The sequence below is a fragment of the Ligilactobacillus salivarius DSM 20555 = ATCC 11741 genome (genome assembly GCF_001435955.1).
In the GTDB taxonomy this organism is placed as follows: Bacteria; Bacillota; Bacilli; order Lactobacillales; family Lactobacillaceae; genus Ligilactobacillus; species Ligilactobacillus salivarius.
Window position 1 is genome coordinate 1 of sequence record NZ_AYYT01000017.1, and the last position, 12,818, is coordinate 12,818.

Sequence of the window (12,818 nt, forward strand, 5' to 3'; positions counted from 1 at the left end):
CTGACAACTTTTATATCATATCAAGTCGTCATATATTTGTCAACAACTTTTTAAATTTACTTTTTACTGACTATTTTGACGTCAGCTTTATCATCATATCAAAGCCTCCGTTATTTGTCAACAAAAAATTATTTTTTGTTTGCCGTCATCTCAACGACAAGTAATATAATACCAAGTACCATCGTCTTCGTCAACGTTTTTTTTATAAAAAAATAAATTTTCGTTTATGTATTAATATGACTACTTTCCTCTCTATTTCGTTCGTTTTTTATTTCTATTACAAATTTTTATAACTCATAATATTCGTTAACTTCATTCACATAAAAAGAGAGATGGCTAATAATTAACCATCTCCCTTTTAAATATTATTATTTTTCTTTCTTGATAACTTCTAAACCTTGCATATATGGACGTAATGCTTCTGGAATTGTTACTGATCCATCTTCATTTTGGTAGTTTTCTAAAATAGCAGCTACAGTTCTACCTACAGCTAAACCAGAGCCATTTAATGTATGAACATATTGTAGTTTACCATTTTCATCACGATATTGAATTCTTGCTCTTCTAGCTTGGAAATCTTCACAATTAGAACAGCTTGAGATTTCTCTATAAGTATCTTGTGCTGGCATCCATACTTCTAAGTCATGTGTCATAGCTGCACTGAATCCCATATCTCCAGTAGATAGAGTAATTACATGATATGGTAATCCTAGTTTTTCCATAATGTTACCAGCATTTTTTGTCATTTTTTCCAATTCATTATATGAATCTTCTGGCTTAGTATATTTAACCATTTCAACTTTATTAAATTGGTGCATACGTATCAAGCCACGAGTATCTCGACCTGCACTTCCTGCTTCAGAGCGGAAGGATGGTGATAAAGCTGTAAAGTAAACTGGTAAGTCTTCTGTTGGGATTACTTCTTCACGATAATAGTTAGTTAGAGGTACTTCAGCTGTTGGAATTAAAGTCATATCTTCCCCATTAACTTGGTATACTTGATCCTTAAATTTAGGGAATTGGCCAGTTCCATACATTGATTTAGCTTTAACAATATATGGAGGAATTACTTCTGTATAACCTTCTTTAGCATGTTCATCTAACATAAAGTTATAAACCGCACGTTCAAGCTTTGCTCCTAATCCTTTGTAGAAAACAAATCTTGCCCCAGAAACTTTAGCTGCGCGATCGAAATCTAAAATTCCTAGATCTTCACCAATATCCCAGTGTGCTTTAGGTTCAAAATCAAATTTACGTGGTGTACCTACTTTATAAAGTTCAACATTTGAATCTTCGTCTGGTCCTACTGGAATAGTAGGATTTGGTAAGTTAGGCAAGTGAGCAGCCATAGATTTTACATTTTCTTCTACTTTAGCTAGTTTTTCATCAAGTTCTTTGATCTTAGTACCAACTTTACGCATTGCTTGAATTTGTTCACTAGCATCTTCTTTGTTTCGTTTTGCTTGAGCAATAGCTTCAGAAACTTCATTACGTTCTTTCTTTAAATTTTCAGTTTCAACAAGTAACTCTCTACGTTTCTTATCTTCAGCTACTAATTCATCAATTTCTTCTGGTTTTACGCCTCTTGTTCCCAAGCGACGTTTATATTCTTCTGTATTTAATCGAATATCTTTAATATCTAGCATCTTTGTGTCCTCCAAATTTTTTTAACATCTTGACGTAAAAAAAGCCCTCCCGTCCCCAAAATTGGGACGAAAGGACTTCTTCTTACGCGGTACCACCCAAGTTCGACAGTAAATAACCATCACACTCAATGATTTAACGATCTCCCGTGCAGCATTACCTGCCCATACAACGAACGCTGGAGTTTCGGCTCATAGTTTTCACCAACCACTATGTCTCTTTACTGCCTACTTATGGCGAACTCCGATGTTTAACTTACCTACATGTTAAAACATTGAATTATAAAATTCAAGTATTATTTTTCTACTTTATGAGGTGTTAAATCAACTTCATCCAGTGGTATTACTTTAGTTTTATATTTTATCTTATAGTAGCAGTATAAAATCAAGAATAACGGTACAGACATGTAAGTAACACTTATAGCTTGCCAATCAAGATTAGCAAATGATTTCAAATCTTGGCCTACAATTACTAAGATACATAATACTAATGCTAAAAGTGGACCGAATGGGAACCACTTAGCATGGTAACGTAATTCGCTAAGTTCATGACCTTGTTTTTTAAATGCCCTACGAAAACGATAGTGAGAAATGGCTATACCTACCCATGCTATAAAACCTGTTAAACCACTAGCACTTACCAAGAATGTGTAAATCTTATCACCAAAAATACTTGATAAAAATGTTAGTAACGCAACAAATGTAGTTCCTAATAAAGCTGGCATTGGTATCCCACGATTATTAACGAGTGAGAATACTCTAGGTGCATCTTTAGTTAAACTCAAAGAAAATAGCATTCTTGTAGAAGCATACATTCCTGAATTTGCTGCTGAAATAACAGAAGTTAAAATAACAGCATTCATCACAGCGGCAGCAGAAGCCAGTCCTGCACGTTTAAAGACCAAAGTAAATGGACTAATAGCAATATCAGTAGCTTCTGATCCCAATAAATTAGGACTTGTGTAAGGAATCAAACAAGCTATAACAAAAATAGCTAGAATATAGAATAATAAGATTCTCCAAAATACTTGCTTGATAGCCTTAGGAATACTTTTTTCTGGAGTTGCAGATTCACCAGCTGTAATACCTATCAATTCTGTCCCTTGGAAAGAAAATCCAGCAACTACGAATACACTTAAGACCGCCGGAATACCACCAACAAAAGGAGCTTTTTTATAAGTGAAGTTTTCTAAATATGTTGCATGACCCCCAATAATTCCAATAATTGTTAATAAACCTACAATCAAAAAGATAATAACTGTTATAACCTTGATCAAAGCCAACCAATATTCTGTTTCACCAAAAGATTTTACAGACAAGGCATTAATAGCAAAAATTACTAATAATACAATCAAACTGAAAACCCAACTAGGAATATTAGGGAACCAATAACGTAATACTATTGCACTTGTAGAAACGTCAACCGCAACAGTAATAGCCCAGTTAAACCAGTAATTCCATCCCATCGCAAATCCTAAAGCAGGGTCAACAAATCTTCCTGCGTATGTTGCAAAAGAGCCTGTGACTGGCAAATATGTTGCCATTTCACCTAAAGAAGTCATTAAGAAGTAAACCATCAATCCAATTGCTATATAAGCAACCAAAGCTCCACCAGGTCCTGCTGTAGAAATTGCAGAACCACTTGCAACAAACAAACCTGTTCCGATACTACCACCAAGGGCAATCATAGAAACATGACGAGTTTTCAAGGATCTTTTCATTTCTCCTTGATTACTATTTTTAGACATTACGTCTTCCTCCAAACTTTTTATTCTCAGAGGTCTGGATAATAAAAGAGCACACACCTAACTAAAGAGGTATGTGCTCTATCTATCAAATATCATAATTATAATAAAAAGCATTCGATAGCGCTCCGTAGTCAACTATTAAACTACGACAGTTCCTGACTTGTTGAGCCAGGCCCCAGCAAAATATTGAAAAAGCAATATCTTACTTCGGCAGTTTTTCCTTTCAATATTTTTCATTGCTGCTTTTTCAGCTCTAAATATTTACTGATAAAAACTGCGACCTCTGTTCGACGCTTTTTATTATACAGAATACAATTTAAATTGCAAGAAATAATTAATTATCTACTTTTCAGCAGATGATATTGATGCACGTAAACTATCAATATCAAATTCTTCTTTCATAAAATCTGAGTTTTCAACTGGAAAATGTGTTTCTACACTTTCAAACACTTGCAAATAAACCTTTGCTTCTTTTATCTTGTAATCCAACAGATGTCCACCCAAATTATGTGCATCATTTAAATAATGTAAGTGGAAACCTGCTGAAGCCATCCCATGGAATAATTCTGGAGAAAAGTATCCTACAATTGTTCCTTGCCCATTATTTTCTTCAAAAATAGCTTGCTTATCTGCCACCTCTGTCAATGTTGGATAAGGCTTCTTTTGTCCTTCAACAGCTCTTGTCTTTATATAATCAAATTTTCCCTTTACTTTTACAGCAAAGAAAACATTCTTCAAATTATACTTAGAGAAAATCATATCCTTTAATTGATCAGGAGTTGCATCAGTAACATCAAATTCTATTTCTGGATTATCAAAATGGGAATTTGCAAATGGAACCCTTACTTCATTAGCATCTAATACATTTACACTACCATCGCTACGTACAAGATATGGCACTCCATCAAGTATGATCATTTCGCCATCTAATCCTGTAGCTGTTCCTATTCCTGTATCACCATGTTCTAGTAAGGAACTTAAAGGTAATGTACCATCAAATAATCCTGGAACAAGTAAGGCTAATGTACCATGTTGAAATAACTTCTTTGTGTCTTTCATCTTTAAGATGCCTCTTTTCAATTAGTGAAGTTGATCTTCAAGAATTTGCTTACCTAATTCTTTGTTGTCGCTGTAGTCAACTGGAATGTCAACAACTACAGGACCTTCAGTTGCAAAAGCTTGGTCTAATACTTTTTCTAAGTCTTGAGCTTTTTCCACACGTAAACCAGTAGCACCAAAACTTTCTGCATACTTAACAAAGTCTACACTACCAAAGTTTACTCCTGCACTCTTTCCATACTTCAATTCTTCTTGGAACTTAACCATATCATAGTGTCCATCATTCCAAATAATGTGTACGATGTTTAAGCCCAAACGTACAGCTGTTTCTAAATCTTGACTGGAGAATAAGAAACCACCATCACCAGAAACAGAAACAATTTGTGTATTAGGTCTTACTAAAGCAGCGGAAATAGCCCATGGTAATGCCACACCTAATGTTTGCATACCATTACTAAATAGTAAGTGGCGTGGATTATAGCTTCTAAAGTGACGAGCCATCCAAATGTAGAAACTACCAACATCAACACTAACTGTCATATCATCAGTAACTCTATCTTGTAAAGCTTGAATAATGCTTAAAGGATGGGAAGTAACTTGATTTTCAGTAACTGCTGGTGGTTCATCTCTTAATTTTAATTTTTCTTGTAGTCCATCTAAATATTCGCGTGAACTTTCAGGCAACTTGAAACCTTTCATGTATGGTAATAAGAAGTCAAGAGTTTGAGAAATATCACCTACCAATTCACGTTCTGGTTGGAAGTTCTTATCTACTTCTGCACGCATAGAATCAATTACGATGATATTTGCGTCACCTTCGTTATTCCAGTTACGTGGTTCATATTCAATTGGATCGTATCCAACAGCGATAACTAAGTCAGCATGTTTCAATAATTGGTCACCAGGTTGGTTTCTAAATAATCCTACACGACCAAAGAAATCATCTTCTAATTCTCGAGGAATGATTCCTGCTCCTTGGAATGTTTCAACAACTGGTAAATGAGTTTCTTCAACTAAGTTTCTGATAGATTTAGTTGTTTCTGGATCAGATGCTCTCATACCTAAAAGAAGAACAGGTAGTTTTGCAGTTTTGATACGTTGGGCTAATAATGTTGATTCTACAGGACTAGCTGGTCCTAAAACAGGTGCTGGCATTGGAGCAATTGGAGCAGTTTTAACTTCTGAATCAGTAACGTCTTGTGGTACTGATACAAAACTTGCACCTTGCTTTGCAGCTTCTGCTTCTTGATAAGCATTAGCAATTACTTCAGAAATATTTTCTGGTTCTTGAACTTCAGCAGCATATTTAGTTACAGGAGCTAATAATGCAACGTTGTCCATACTTTGGTGAGTCAATCTTAATAAGTCTGTACGTTGAACTTGTCCAGAAATTGCCAACACTGGATCCCCTTCAGCAGTTGCAGTAACTAATCCAGTTGCTAAGTTTGACACCCCAGGACCAGATGTAGTTAATACAACACCTGGCTTACCAGTAATTCTACCAATACCTTGAGCCATAAATGCAGCATTTTGTTCATGACGAGTAATAATCAATTGAGGTGCTTTTTCATTTGTTGGATGTTCCAATCTTTCAAATACCCTATCAATCTTAGCACCAGGTACCCCAAAAACATATTTAACATCATGGTTTACCAAACTATCAATAATGGCATCTGCACCATAACGTTTTCCTTTATCTTCAGTCATTTTTTCATTCCTCTTTTCATTAAATATTTACAGTATAAAATTATAATATCACTGCTAAATTCACTTTACCAGCGCTTATATAGTTTGTGAAAAATATTCTTTGGAAAACGATTAATACCATAGCATTAAGCTTAAATATAAATTTAAACTTTGTGAATATTGTGTAAGATTTATCATGCAAAAAAGTTGTTATTTATCTCTTAATTAGAGCAAATAACAACTTTACAGATTTCTTAAAAATATGTTTTTCTCTTCATCATTATCCATTATTGTTTCAGAAAAATAAAAATCGTTTCTTTCCAAAACTTTTTTTGAAGCAATATTATCTACTAAGGTAATTGCTTTTATCTGACTATAATCTTCTTTCACATGGCTACATATTTCTCTAATGGCTTTCGACATATATCCACGATACCAATAATTTTGATTTAATATAAAGCCTATCTCACCTGTCTTTTTATTGCTATTTTTAACAGGCAAATCATATATACATATTACTCCCACTACTTTTTTATTAACTACCAATCCCCAAGCACCGTTTTGTAACATTTGAGATAAATAAAAACTAGCAAAACTTGAGACTGGAGCAAATCCTGCCATTCTAGCTACTTCTTTTTGTGTGATAATTTCTCTAAAATCATTAAGATCATTACTTGATAATTTTCTAATTATTAAATCTTCTACTTCTTTCAATCATCGCACCAACCTTAATAATTCGAATTCCTAAACCCCTTGATCTTCTTTAACTTTGCAGCATACCTTATGTATAAATTACTGCAGTAATATACCCAAGCAAAACCTAATGTTAATGCACCTGTAATATCACTAACATGTAATTGACCTAAATATATACAAGCTACACTTGTTGCAATTAACCAAATTCCTAAAATGAATCCCACTAAGTAAGCCAAAGCCTTGTCTTTAAAATATGGTAAAAAGATGATATATACAATAGCCACTAGAATTGTCATCCCTAAAACGTGTAAACCTGGGAAAGCATATCCCATTTCCGGTTCAACTCTTTTACTTCCATAACGCAATATCAATCGTGCTACCCATCCTACAACTAATCCTGTTCCAACTGTAAAAGTAATCCACACACCAGGAATTTGCCATCTTATAAACCATAAAATTCCTAGTAGTACTATCGTATAAACAATTGCCATTCTGGAACTAGATAGTTCACTAATAACGTTGTAGAACATCACTTGTAAATTATTTAAGTTACGAGTTAATTTAAAATAAACTGCTGTATCTATTTTATGTAGCCATTGAGCCTGTTGAAATACAAGAAAATAATTGATAAAGAATAGTATTGTAAAAAGGTACGCTAATGGCTCTCTTTTCTTCTTCTCTTTTATAATCACGGACATCCCCCCTTAAGGCTTAATTATACACTAAATAGCTCTATTAATTTCAATATTAGTGGTGATTTATTACTATTTTTCAGCCATATTAATGTTAACTGGGTATTCCATCCCGGGTAATTTATAGGAATTATTCTACCATTCGTATAATTTTTGGCACAAGAAGCTGGAACCAAAGCTACTCCCATTTCTAACTTTGCCCAATAAATTGCTGTTCTTGCATCATCACATTTTACTGCTATATAAGGATTTATTCCAAATTGTGAAAAAGTTTGTCGGAAAATATTTTCAAATCTCCTATATATTATTAATGGTACTTCTTCTAAATCATCAATTCCTATCTTCTTTTTTCCTTTTAAATAATCATCGCTATTTACCACTGCTACCATTGGCTCTTCCATCATAATTTTAGTTTCAAGTTCTCTTTGATTAAAAGGAGTTCTAACCAATCCTAAATCTATCTCACCATTAAATAATTTTTCCAGTATTCCATACGTATTGCTTTCAAATATTTCAAAGTTTATTTCAGGATAGTACTTTCTAAACTCTTTCAATTTTCCTATTGGTAAAGCAGCTGCGGAAGAAGAAACTGTACCTAAAGAAATTTTTCCCAATTCTCCTTTAGTGGTCTTCTTAACTTTTTCTTCAGCTACCGTGGTTAAATCCAGAATTTTTCTTGCATATTTTTCTAACATCATACCTGCATCCGTCAATACAATTCCATGAGCAGTTCTAGTAAATAATCTAGTTTCTAATTCTGCTTCTAATTGTTTTAATTGGTAACTCAATGGAGGTTGAGCAATATTTAGCTTTTTTGCAGCAGCTGTGATCTGTTTTTCTTCCACTACCGCTATAAAATACTGTAGTTGCTTTAAATTCATCAGTACTCCCCTCACCTTAGATATATAAATTTTGTATATCTCATATTTTAATTTGGTATTTTTATTATAATATATTCAGTGTTAATATGATTAAGTAATTAAGCGAAGGGAGAATTTATTAATGATTACGTCTACATTATTAATGCTGGCAGTCGGTTTATTCGCCGGTATTATGGGTGCCATTCTGGGAATTGGTGGCGGTATGATTATTACACCTATCATCACTTTAGCTTTAGGTTTAGATATCAAATATGCTATCGGTGCCAGTATCATTGCCGTTATTGCAACTAGTTCTGGTTCTACAATTGCATTTTTAAAAGATGATGTCTTAAACTTACGTGTAGCAATGTTCTTAGAAATTGCTACTACTATCGGAGCTATTGTTGGAGCTGTCCTAACTGGTATTTTCCATCCAGCAATCTTATATTTTTTATTTGGTTCCTTACTTATTTTTTCAAGTTGGAATATGTATAGAAAACTCCGCAGTGGTAAAGAAATTTTAAAAAGAGCCAAGCCTGACAAATGGGCACAAAAATTTAATCTTAATAGTTCATATTTTGACAAGAACTTAAACAAACAAATTGATTATCAAGTTGAAAATATTCCTGGTGGCTTATCCATTATGTTTGGAGCAGGTATTGCCTCTGGAATGTTAGGAATCGGTTCTGGTGCTTTTAAAGTTATGGCTATGGATAATGCTATGAAAATGCCCCTAAAACCATCTAGTGCTACCAGCAATTTAATGATGGGAGTAACTGCTGCAGCCAGTGCTTCTGTATACTTTTTCAATGGATCTATTAAGCCTGGTATTGCTGTTCCACTTGCTTTAGGAATTTTAGTTGGAGCTGCAATCGGAAGCAGAATTATGCAGCATCTTCCTTCAAGAGTTATTAGAATGATTTTCATTCCTATTCTATTATATCTAGGATTACAAATGATTTTTAAGGCGTTTGGGGTGACAATATAATATGGATAAAAAGACAAAAAATGAAATGGAAACTGTAGAAATCCTAATTGGTAAAATCATGCGCATTGGAGTACTGATTGCTGCTTCTGTTATGGTAATAGGCTTTATTATGCTTGTTTGCCAACAAAGTTCTGGTTATCCTGGTACTACATTTCCTACAACCTTATCAGAAATTCTAAAGGGTATTACTACTTTTAAACCATATGCATATATGATGGCAGGAATTTTTTTATTAATCTTGACACCAGTCTTACGTGTGTTAGTCTCAATATATGCATTCTATAAAGAAAAAGATGTCTTATATGTTTGGATTACGACTATAGTGTTCATCATTTTGATGTTTGGATTCATTTTAGGACATCATTAAAGGAGCGTTTTTAATGCCACAAGACAATAGAAGACGTCGACGTTCCATTGAAAATTATCAAAACGACACGTCTTCACACGTACCACAACGACAACATGAACATCATCATTCTCCACATAGACTTAGTAAAACTATCTTTTTTTGGTTACTACTATCTTTAGTGGTTTTTGCTATCGTTGGTGGAAAATATCTGGAGAAGAAACTGAATAATGCACAAAAAGCTGCCAATACCATCTATAGTTCTAGTAATTTTAGCAAATCACGTAATGTTAGCTCTACCTTAAAAAAAGGTAAACCTGTTTCTATTCTACTAATGGGAACTGATACTGGAGCTTTAGGTAGAGATTTCCGTGGACGTACTGATACATTGATTGTCTTAGTTATGAACCCTAAAGATAAAAAGATGACTCTTGTTTCACTTCCGCGAGATGAAAAAGTTGCAATCTCAGGATATGAAGAATACTATCCTAGCAAGTTAAACTCCGCTTATTTTTACGGGGGATCTAAAGCCGCTGTTAGAACTGTTCAACAAGATTTAAATATTCCAATCGATTTTTACGTTACAGTTAACATGGGCGGCTTAGAAAGTATCATTAATGCTATTGGAGGAGTTGATGTAGCTCCTACAATCTCATTCTCATATGGTGGTTACTCTTTCAAGAAAGGTAAAGTAACACATATGAATGGACCTAAAGCTTTAGCTTACGTTCGCATGAGACATGAGGATCCTTTAGGGGATTATGGTCGTCAAACTAGACAACGACAAGTCCTTATGAAAGTTGCCCTGAAGAGTAGTCACGTTTCTAATTTACTCAATCAAAAATTCTTGAACACTATTTCTAAACAAATGCAGACTGATTTATCTTTTGATGATTTATTAGCTCTTGGAACTAAATATCGTGTTGCAACTCATGGTATGGATTCAGATCATTTACAAGGTACTTCAACGATGATAATGGGTGAATCTTTTGAAGTCCCTACTTTATCTGAAAAACAAAGAATTACAAACAAAGTTCGCTCTGCTTTAGATTTAGAAAAGGCTAAAACTGGTTCTACATATGGAACTGATTATGAAATAAACACTTCACAATATTAAAAAATAAGGTTTAAAGTTCAACAATTATCGTTGTCCTTTAAACCTTATTTATTTTATTAAATTATAAATTAGCGTCCATATTAAATGTTAACTTAGATAGCTTCAAACCTTCTACAAAGAAATGATTTATCATTCCCATTGTTCTTTCTTTCATGTCTGCTACCATTTCATAGTTCTTTTCTGTTAAAAATCTTGTTAAATCTTCTCCACTTAACTCTTGAGCAGCTTTATCATTTTCATCAATCAATCTATGTTGTTGTTCACGTGCAGCTGTTAAATAATCTAAATCATCTTGAATAAATTGAGCATGGTGTGATTCTACTAACATTGACAAAGCTCTATACATCCAATATGCACTATTCATATCAAATTCAAGTGGTGTATTACTCCAACTAGGATCAGTGTCATTAGCATTTGCATAAAATGGAACATATGGCGTGAATGAAGGAACCCCAAAGCACATCCACATTAATCCTGCTTGTTCTTCAGGAACATTATTTCTAATTTGAAGAACATGGGAATTTTGTGTACGATTCAATGAGATTGGACGGAAACGTTTCTTATCTTCTTCACTTCCATGACCTAATGGATCATATTTAGTTTCATTGTAATGTGAACTTAATACATACTCTAAATCTTCTACTGACAATAAGCGATTAGCTCGACAGATAAATGGCAATTCAGAAGAAGTCGGTTCTTGTTCTACTTCTGGGGTGAAGTAACGTTGTCCAAACCAAACGCGTGGAGTATTGTAATGTCTATCTTTTTCAGTATCCGTACCAAAAATTTTACGGAAATTGAAGTCATCTTTATTAGGATTCAAATGATGTTCTTCTACGAATTCCAATAATCCATCTGACCACATATAGTTTTCAGGATCATTAAAATCTATTTTTTGTTGTGCTACTTGGTTAGCAGCAATTGCATAGGCATCATCTGGAATTCTTGTAGCAGCCCAATGATGACCTGTTACAATTTCCATGTACCAAACTTCATCCTTATCCGCAAACAAGACACCATTTCCTTCTGGAGAACCGTATTTCTTTATAAGATTTCCTAAGTACTTAACACCATCGCGTGCAGAATCTATATATGGAGCCACCATGTCTTGTAATGAATCTTCTGCCAATCCATTTTCTATCCATGGATCATATGCCAAAGCACGTGGATTCCCATATACAGATTCTGTAGCAGACATTGCTACATTTTTTTCGTTAATTGAAGTTTCACCAAAGACACCATTTTTTTCTACATCAGCATTGGGAGTAAAAGTTGTTCTATATCCTTTACTTGGTAATGGTGCAGTAAAACCATTTTTATTGGAGGTCCAAGTTTCTTTACGTCCAGATACAGCTGGTTGCATAACAAATCGTTGAGGAGTGATTGGTAGAAATGTATCATCATTTCTCGCAATCATTGTTGAACCATCAACAGTTGCTTTCTTTCCTACTAAAATTGATGTACAAGCTTGTTCCATCATTATTCAATCCATCTCCTACTTTGAAGTTTTCCCTTCTAGTTTACGCCTTATTAACAAAAAAAGCATCCTAAACAGGATACTTTTCCAATACTAATTTATAAAACTTTTTGCAATAATTTTTGCAAAGTTGCACTTTCTTTTTCACTAAGATTAGATGTTACTTCAGCACTAACTTTTTCAGTAATTTCAGTAATATCATCTATATTATCTAATGTCTTACTTGTAGGATATAATTCAGTTTGACGATGATCAGTTGTTGACTTTCTCTTTTCTAACCAGCCATTTTTGACTAAATTAGAAATTTGCTTTGTCACAATACTTTGTTCACGATCTAATAACTTAATCATCTGTACTTGATTAATTCCTGGATTATTAATAACTACAAATAAATAATAAAAATTAGCTTCATTTAAGCCATATTTGAGTAGCTCTCTATTTAAGCTCAATCTAATCTTACGATTGAATTTTGCAACTAAATATTCAATAGTACTCTTATTCATATT

The 12,818-nt window shown here is 33.7% G+C and carries 12 protein-coding genes and 1 riboswitch; of the genes, 3 read left to right on the forward strand and 9 right to left on the reverse strand.

Annotated elements, in window-relative coordinates:
• Nucleotides 1-368: 368 nt before the first annotated feature.
• The 7 genes from serS to FC55_RS07420 all read right to left on the reverse strand — a co-directional run bounded on the left by serS (nucleotide 369) and on the right by FC55_RS07420 (nucleotide 8,405).
• Nucleotides 369-1,646 carry a serine--tRNA ligase gene (gene serS, locus FC55_RS07390; protein WP_003700886.1) on the reverse strand — a complete coding sequence of 426 codons (1,278 nt, stop codon included), beginning with the start codon at nucleotides 1,644-1,646 and terminating at the stop codon, nucleotides 369-371.
• A gap of 293 nt (nucleotides 1,647-1,939) precedes the next feature.
• Nucleotides 1,940-3,391 carry an amino acid permease gene (locus FC55_RS07395; RefSeq protein WP_035150066.1) on the reverse strand — a complete coding sequence of 484 codons (1,452 nt, stop codon included), beginning with the start codon at nucleotides 3,389-3,391 and terminating at the stop codon, nucleotides 1,940-1,942.
• Between the two features lie 110 nt (nucleotides 3,392-3,501).
• Nucleotides 3,502-3,686: riboswitch (Lysine riboswitch) on the reverse strand.
• A 47-nt stretch (nucleotides 3,687-3,733) separates the two neighbouring features.
• On the reverse strand, nucleotides 3,734-4,450 hold the full coding sequence (budA, locus tag FC55_RS07400; protein WP_003700882.1) for an acetolactate decarboxylase: 717 nt from the start codon (nucleotides 4,448-4,450) through the stop codon (nucleotides 3,734-3,736).
• A 21-nt stretch (nucleotides 4,451-4,471) separates the two neighbouring features.
• Complete coding sequence (alsS, locus tag FC55_RS07405; RefSeq protein WP_003700881.1) at nucleotides 4,472-6,157, reverse strand: acetolactate synthase AlsS; 1,686 nt, start codon at nucleotides 6,155-6,157, stop codon at nucleotides 4,472-4,474.
• A gap of 222 nt (nucleotides 6,158-6,379) precedes the next feature.
• Entirely contained in the window at nucleotides 6,380-6,850 is a 471-nt protein-coding gene (locus FC55_RS07410) for a GNAT family N-acetyltransferase (RefSeq protein WP_003700880.1), read from the reverse strand.
• Between the two features lie 14 nt (nucleotides 6,851-6,864).
• Entirely contained in the window at nucleotides 6,865-7,530 is a 666-nt protein-coding gene (locus FC55_RS07415) for a phosphatase PAP2 family protein (protein ID WP_003700878.1), read from the reverse strand.
• Between the two features lie 17 nt (nucleotides 7,531-7,547).
• Nucleotides 7,548-8,405 carry a LysR family transcriptional regulator gene (locus FC55_RS07420; RefSeq protein WP_011475569.1) on the reverse strand — a complete coding sequence of 286 codons (858 nt, stop codon included), beginning with the start codon at nucleotides 8,403-8,405 and terminating at the stop codon, nucleotides 7,548-7,550.
• 121 nt (nucleotides 8,406-8,526) lie between these two features.
• Here FC55_RS07420 and FC55_RS07425 point away from each other — a divergent pair, with 121 nt between their 5' ends.
• The 3 genes from FC55_RS07425 to FC55_RS07435 are packed head-to-tail and all read left to right on the forward strand — an operon-like array spanning nucleotide 8,527 to nucleotide 10,835.
• Nucleotides 8,527-9,372, forward strand: a complete 846-nt coding sequence (locus FC55_RS07425) for a sulfite exporter TauE/SafE family protein (protein WP_003700874.1) — start codon at nucleotides 8,527-8,529, stop codon at nucleotides 9,370-9,372.
• 1 nt (nucleotide 9,373) lies between these two features.
• Nucleotides 9,374-9,739 (forward strand): DUF1634 domain-containing protein, encoded by a 366-nt coding sequence (locus FC55_RS07430; RefSeq protein WP_003700872.1) that lies wholly within the window; start codon nucleotides 9,374-9,376, stop codon nucleotides 9,737-9,739.
• Between the two features lie 13 nt (nucleotides 9,740-9,752).
• Nucleotides 9,753-10,835, forward strand: a complete 1,083-nt coding sequence (locus FC55_RS07435) for an LCP family glycopolymer transferase (RefSeq protein WP_003700870.1) — start codon at nucleotides 9,753-9,755, stop codon at nucleotides 10,833-10,835.
• 61 nt (nucleotides 10,836-10,896) lie between these two features.
• On the opposite strand, the gene FC55_RS07440 is transcribed toward FC55_RS07435, so the two are convergent.
• Nucleotides 10,897-12,315 (reverse strand): C69 family dipeptidase, encoded by a 1,419-nt coding sequence (locus FC55_RS07440; RefSeq protein WP_003700868.1) that lies wholly within the window; start codon nucleotides 12,313-12,315, stop codon nucleotides 10,897-10,899.
• A 95-nt stretch (nucleotides 12,316-12,410) separates the two neighbouring features.
• Nucleotides 12,411-12,815, reverse strand: a complete 405-nt coding sequence (locus FC55_RS07445; RefSeq protein WP_225355291.1) for a MarR family winged helix-turn-helix transcriptional regulator — start codon at nucleotides 12,813-12,815, stop codon at nucleotides 12,411-12,413.
• Nucleotides 12,816-12,818: the final 3 nt, after the last annotated feature.

Excerpts from the sequence above, each read along its gene's own strand:
- serS (WP_003700886.1), bottom strand. The coding sequence starts at position 1,646 with ATGCTAGATATTAAAGATATTCGATTAAATACAGAAGAATATAAACGT.
- FC55_RS07415 (WP_003700878.1), bottom strand. The coding sequence starts at position 7,530 with ATGTCCGTGATTATAAAAGAGAAGAAGAAAAGAGAGCCATTAGCGTAC.
- FC55_RS07440 (WP_003700868.1), bottom strand. The coding sequence starts at position 12,315 with ATGATGGAACAAGCTTGTACATCAATTTTAGTAGGAAAGAAAGCAACT.
- FC55_RS07425 (WP_003700874.1), top strand. The coding sequence starts at position 8,527 with ATGATTACGTCTACATTATTAATGCTGGCAGTCGGTTTATTCGCCGGT.
- FC55_RS07430 (WP_003700872.1), top strand. The coding sequence starts at position 9,374 with ATGGATAAAAAGACAAAAAATGAAATGGAAACTGTAGAAATCCTAATT.
- alsS (WP_003700881.1), bottom strand. The coding sequence starts at position 6,157 with ATGACTGAAGATAAAGGAAAACGTTATGGTGCAGATGCCATTATTGAT.
- FC55_RS07435 (WP_003700870.1), top strand. The coding sequence starts at position 9,753 with ATGCCACAAGACAATAGAAGACGTCGACGTTCCATTGAAAATTATCAA.
- FC55_RS07420 (WP_011475569.1), bottom strand. The coding sequence starts at position 8,405 with ATGAATTTAAAGCAACTACAGTATTTTATAGCGGTAGTGGAAGAAAAA.
- FC55_RS07445 (WP_225355291.1), bottom strand. The coding sequence starts at position 12,815 with ATGAATAAGAGTACTATTGAATATTTAGTTGCAAAATTCAATCGTAAG.
- FC55_RS07395 (WP_035150066.1), bottom strand. The coding sequence starts at position 3,391 with ATGTCTAAAAATAGTAATCAAGGAGAAATGAAAAGATCCTTGAAAACT.
- budA (WP_003700882.1), bottom strand. The coding sequence starts at position 4,450 with ATGAAAGACACAAAGAAGTTATTTCAACATGGTACATTAGCCTTACTT.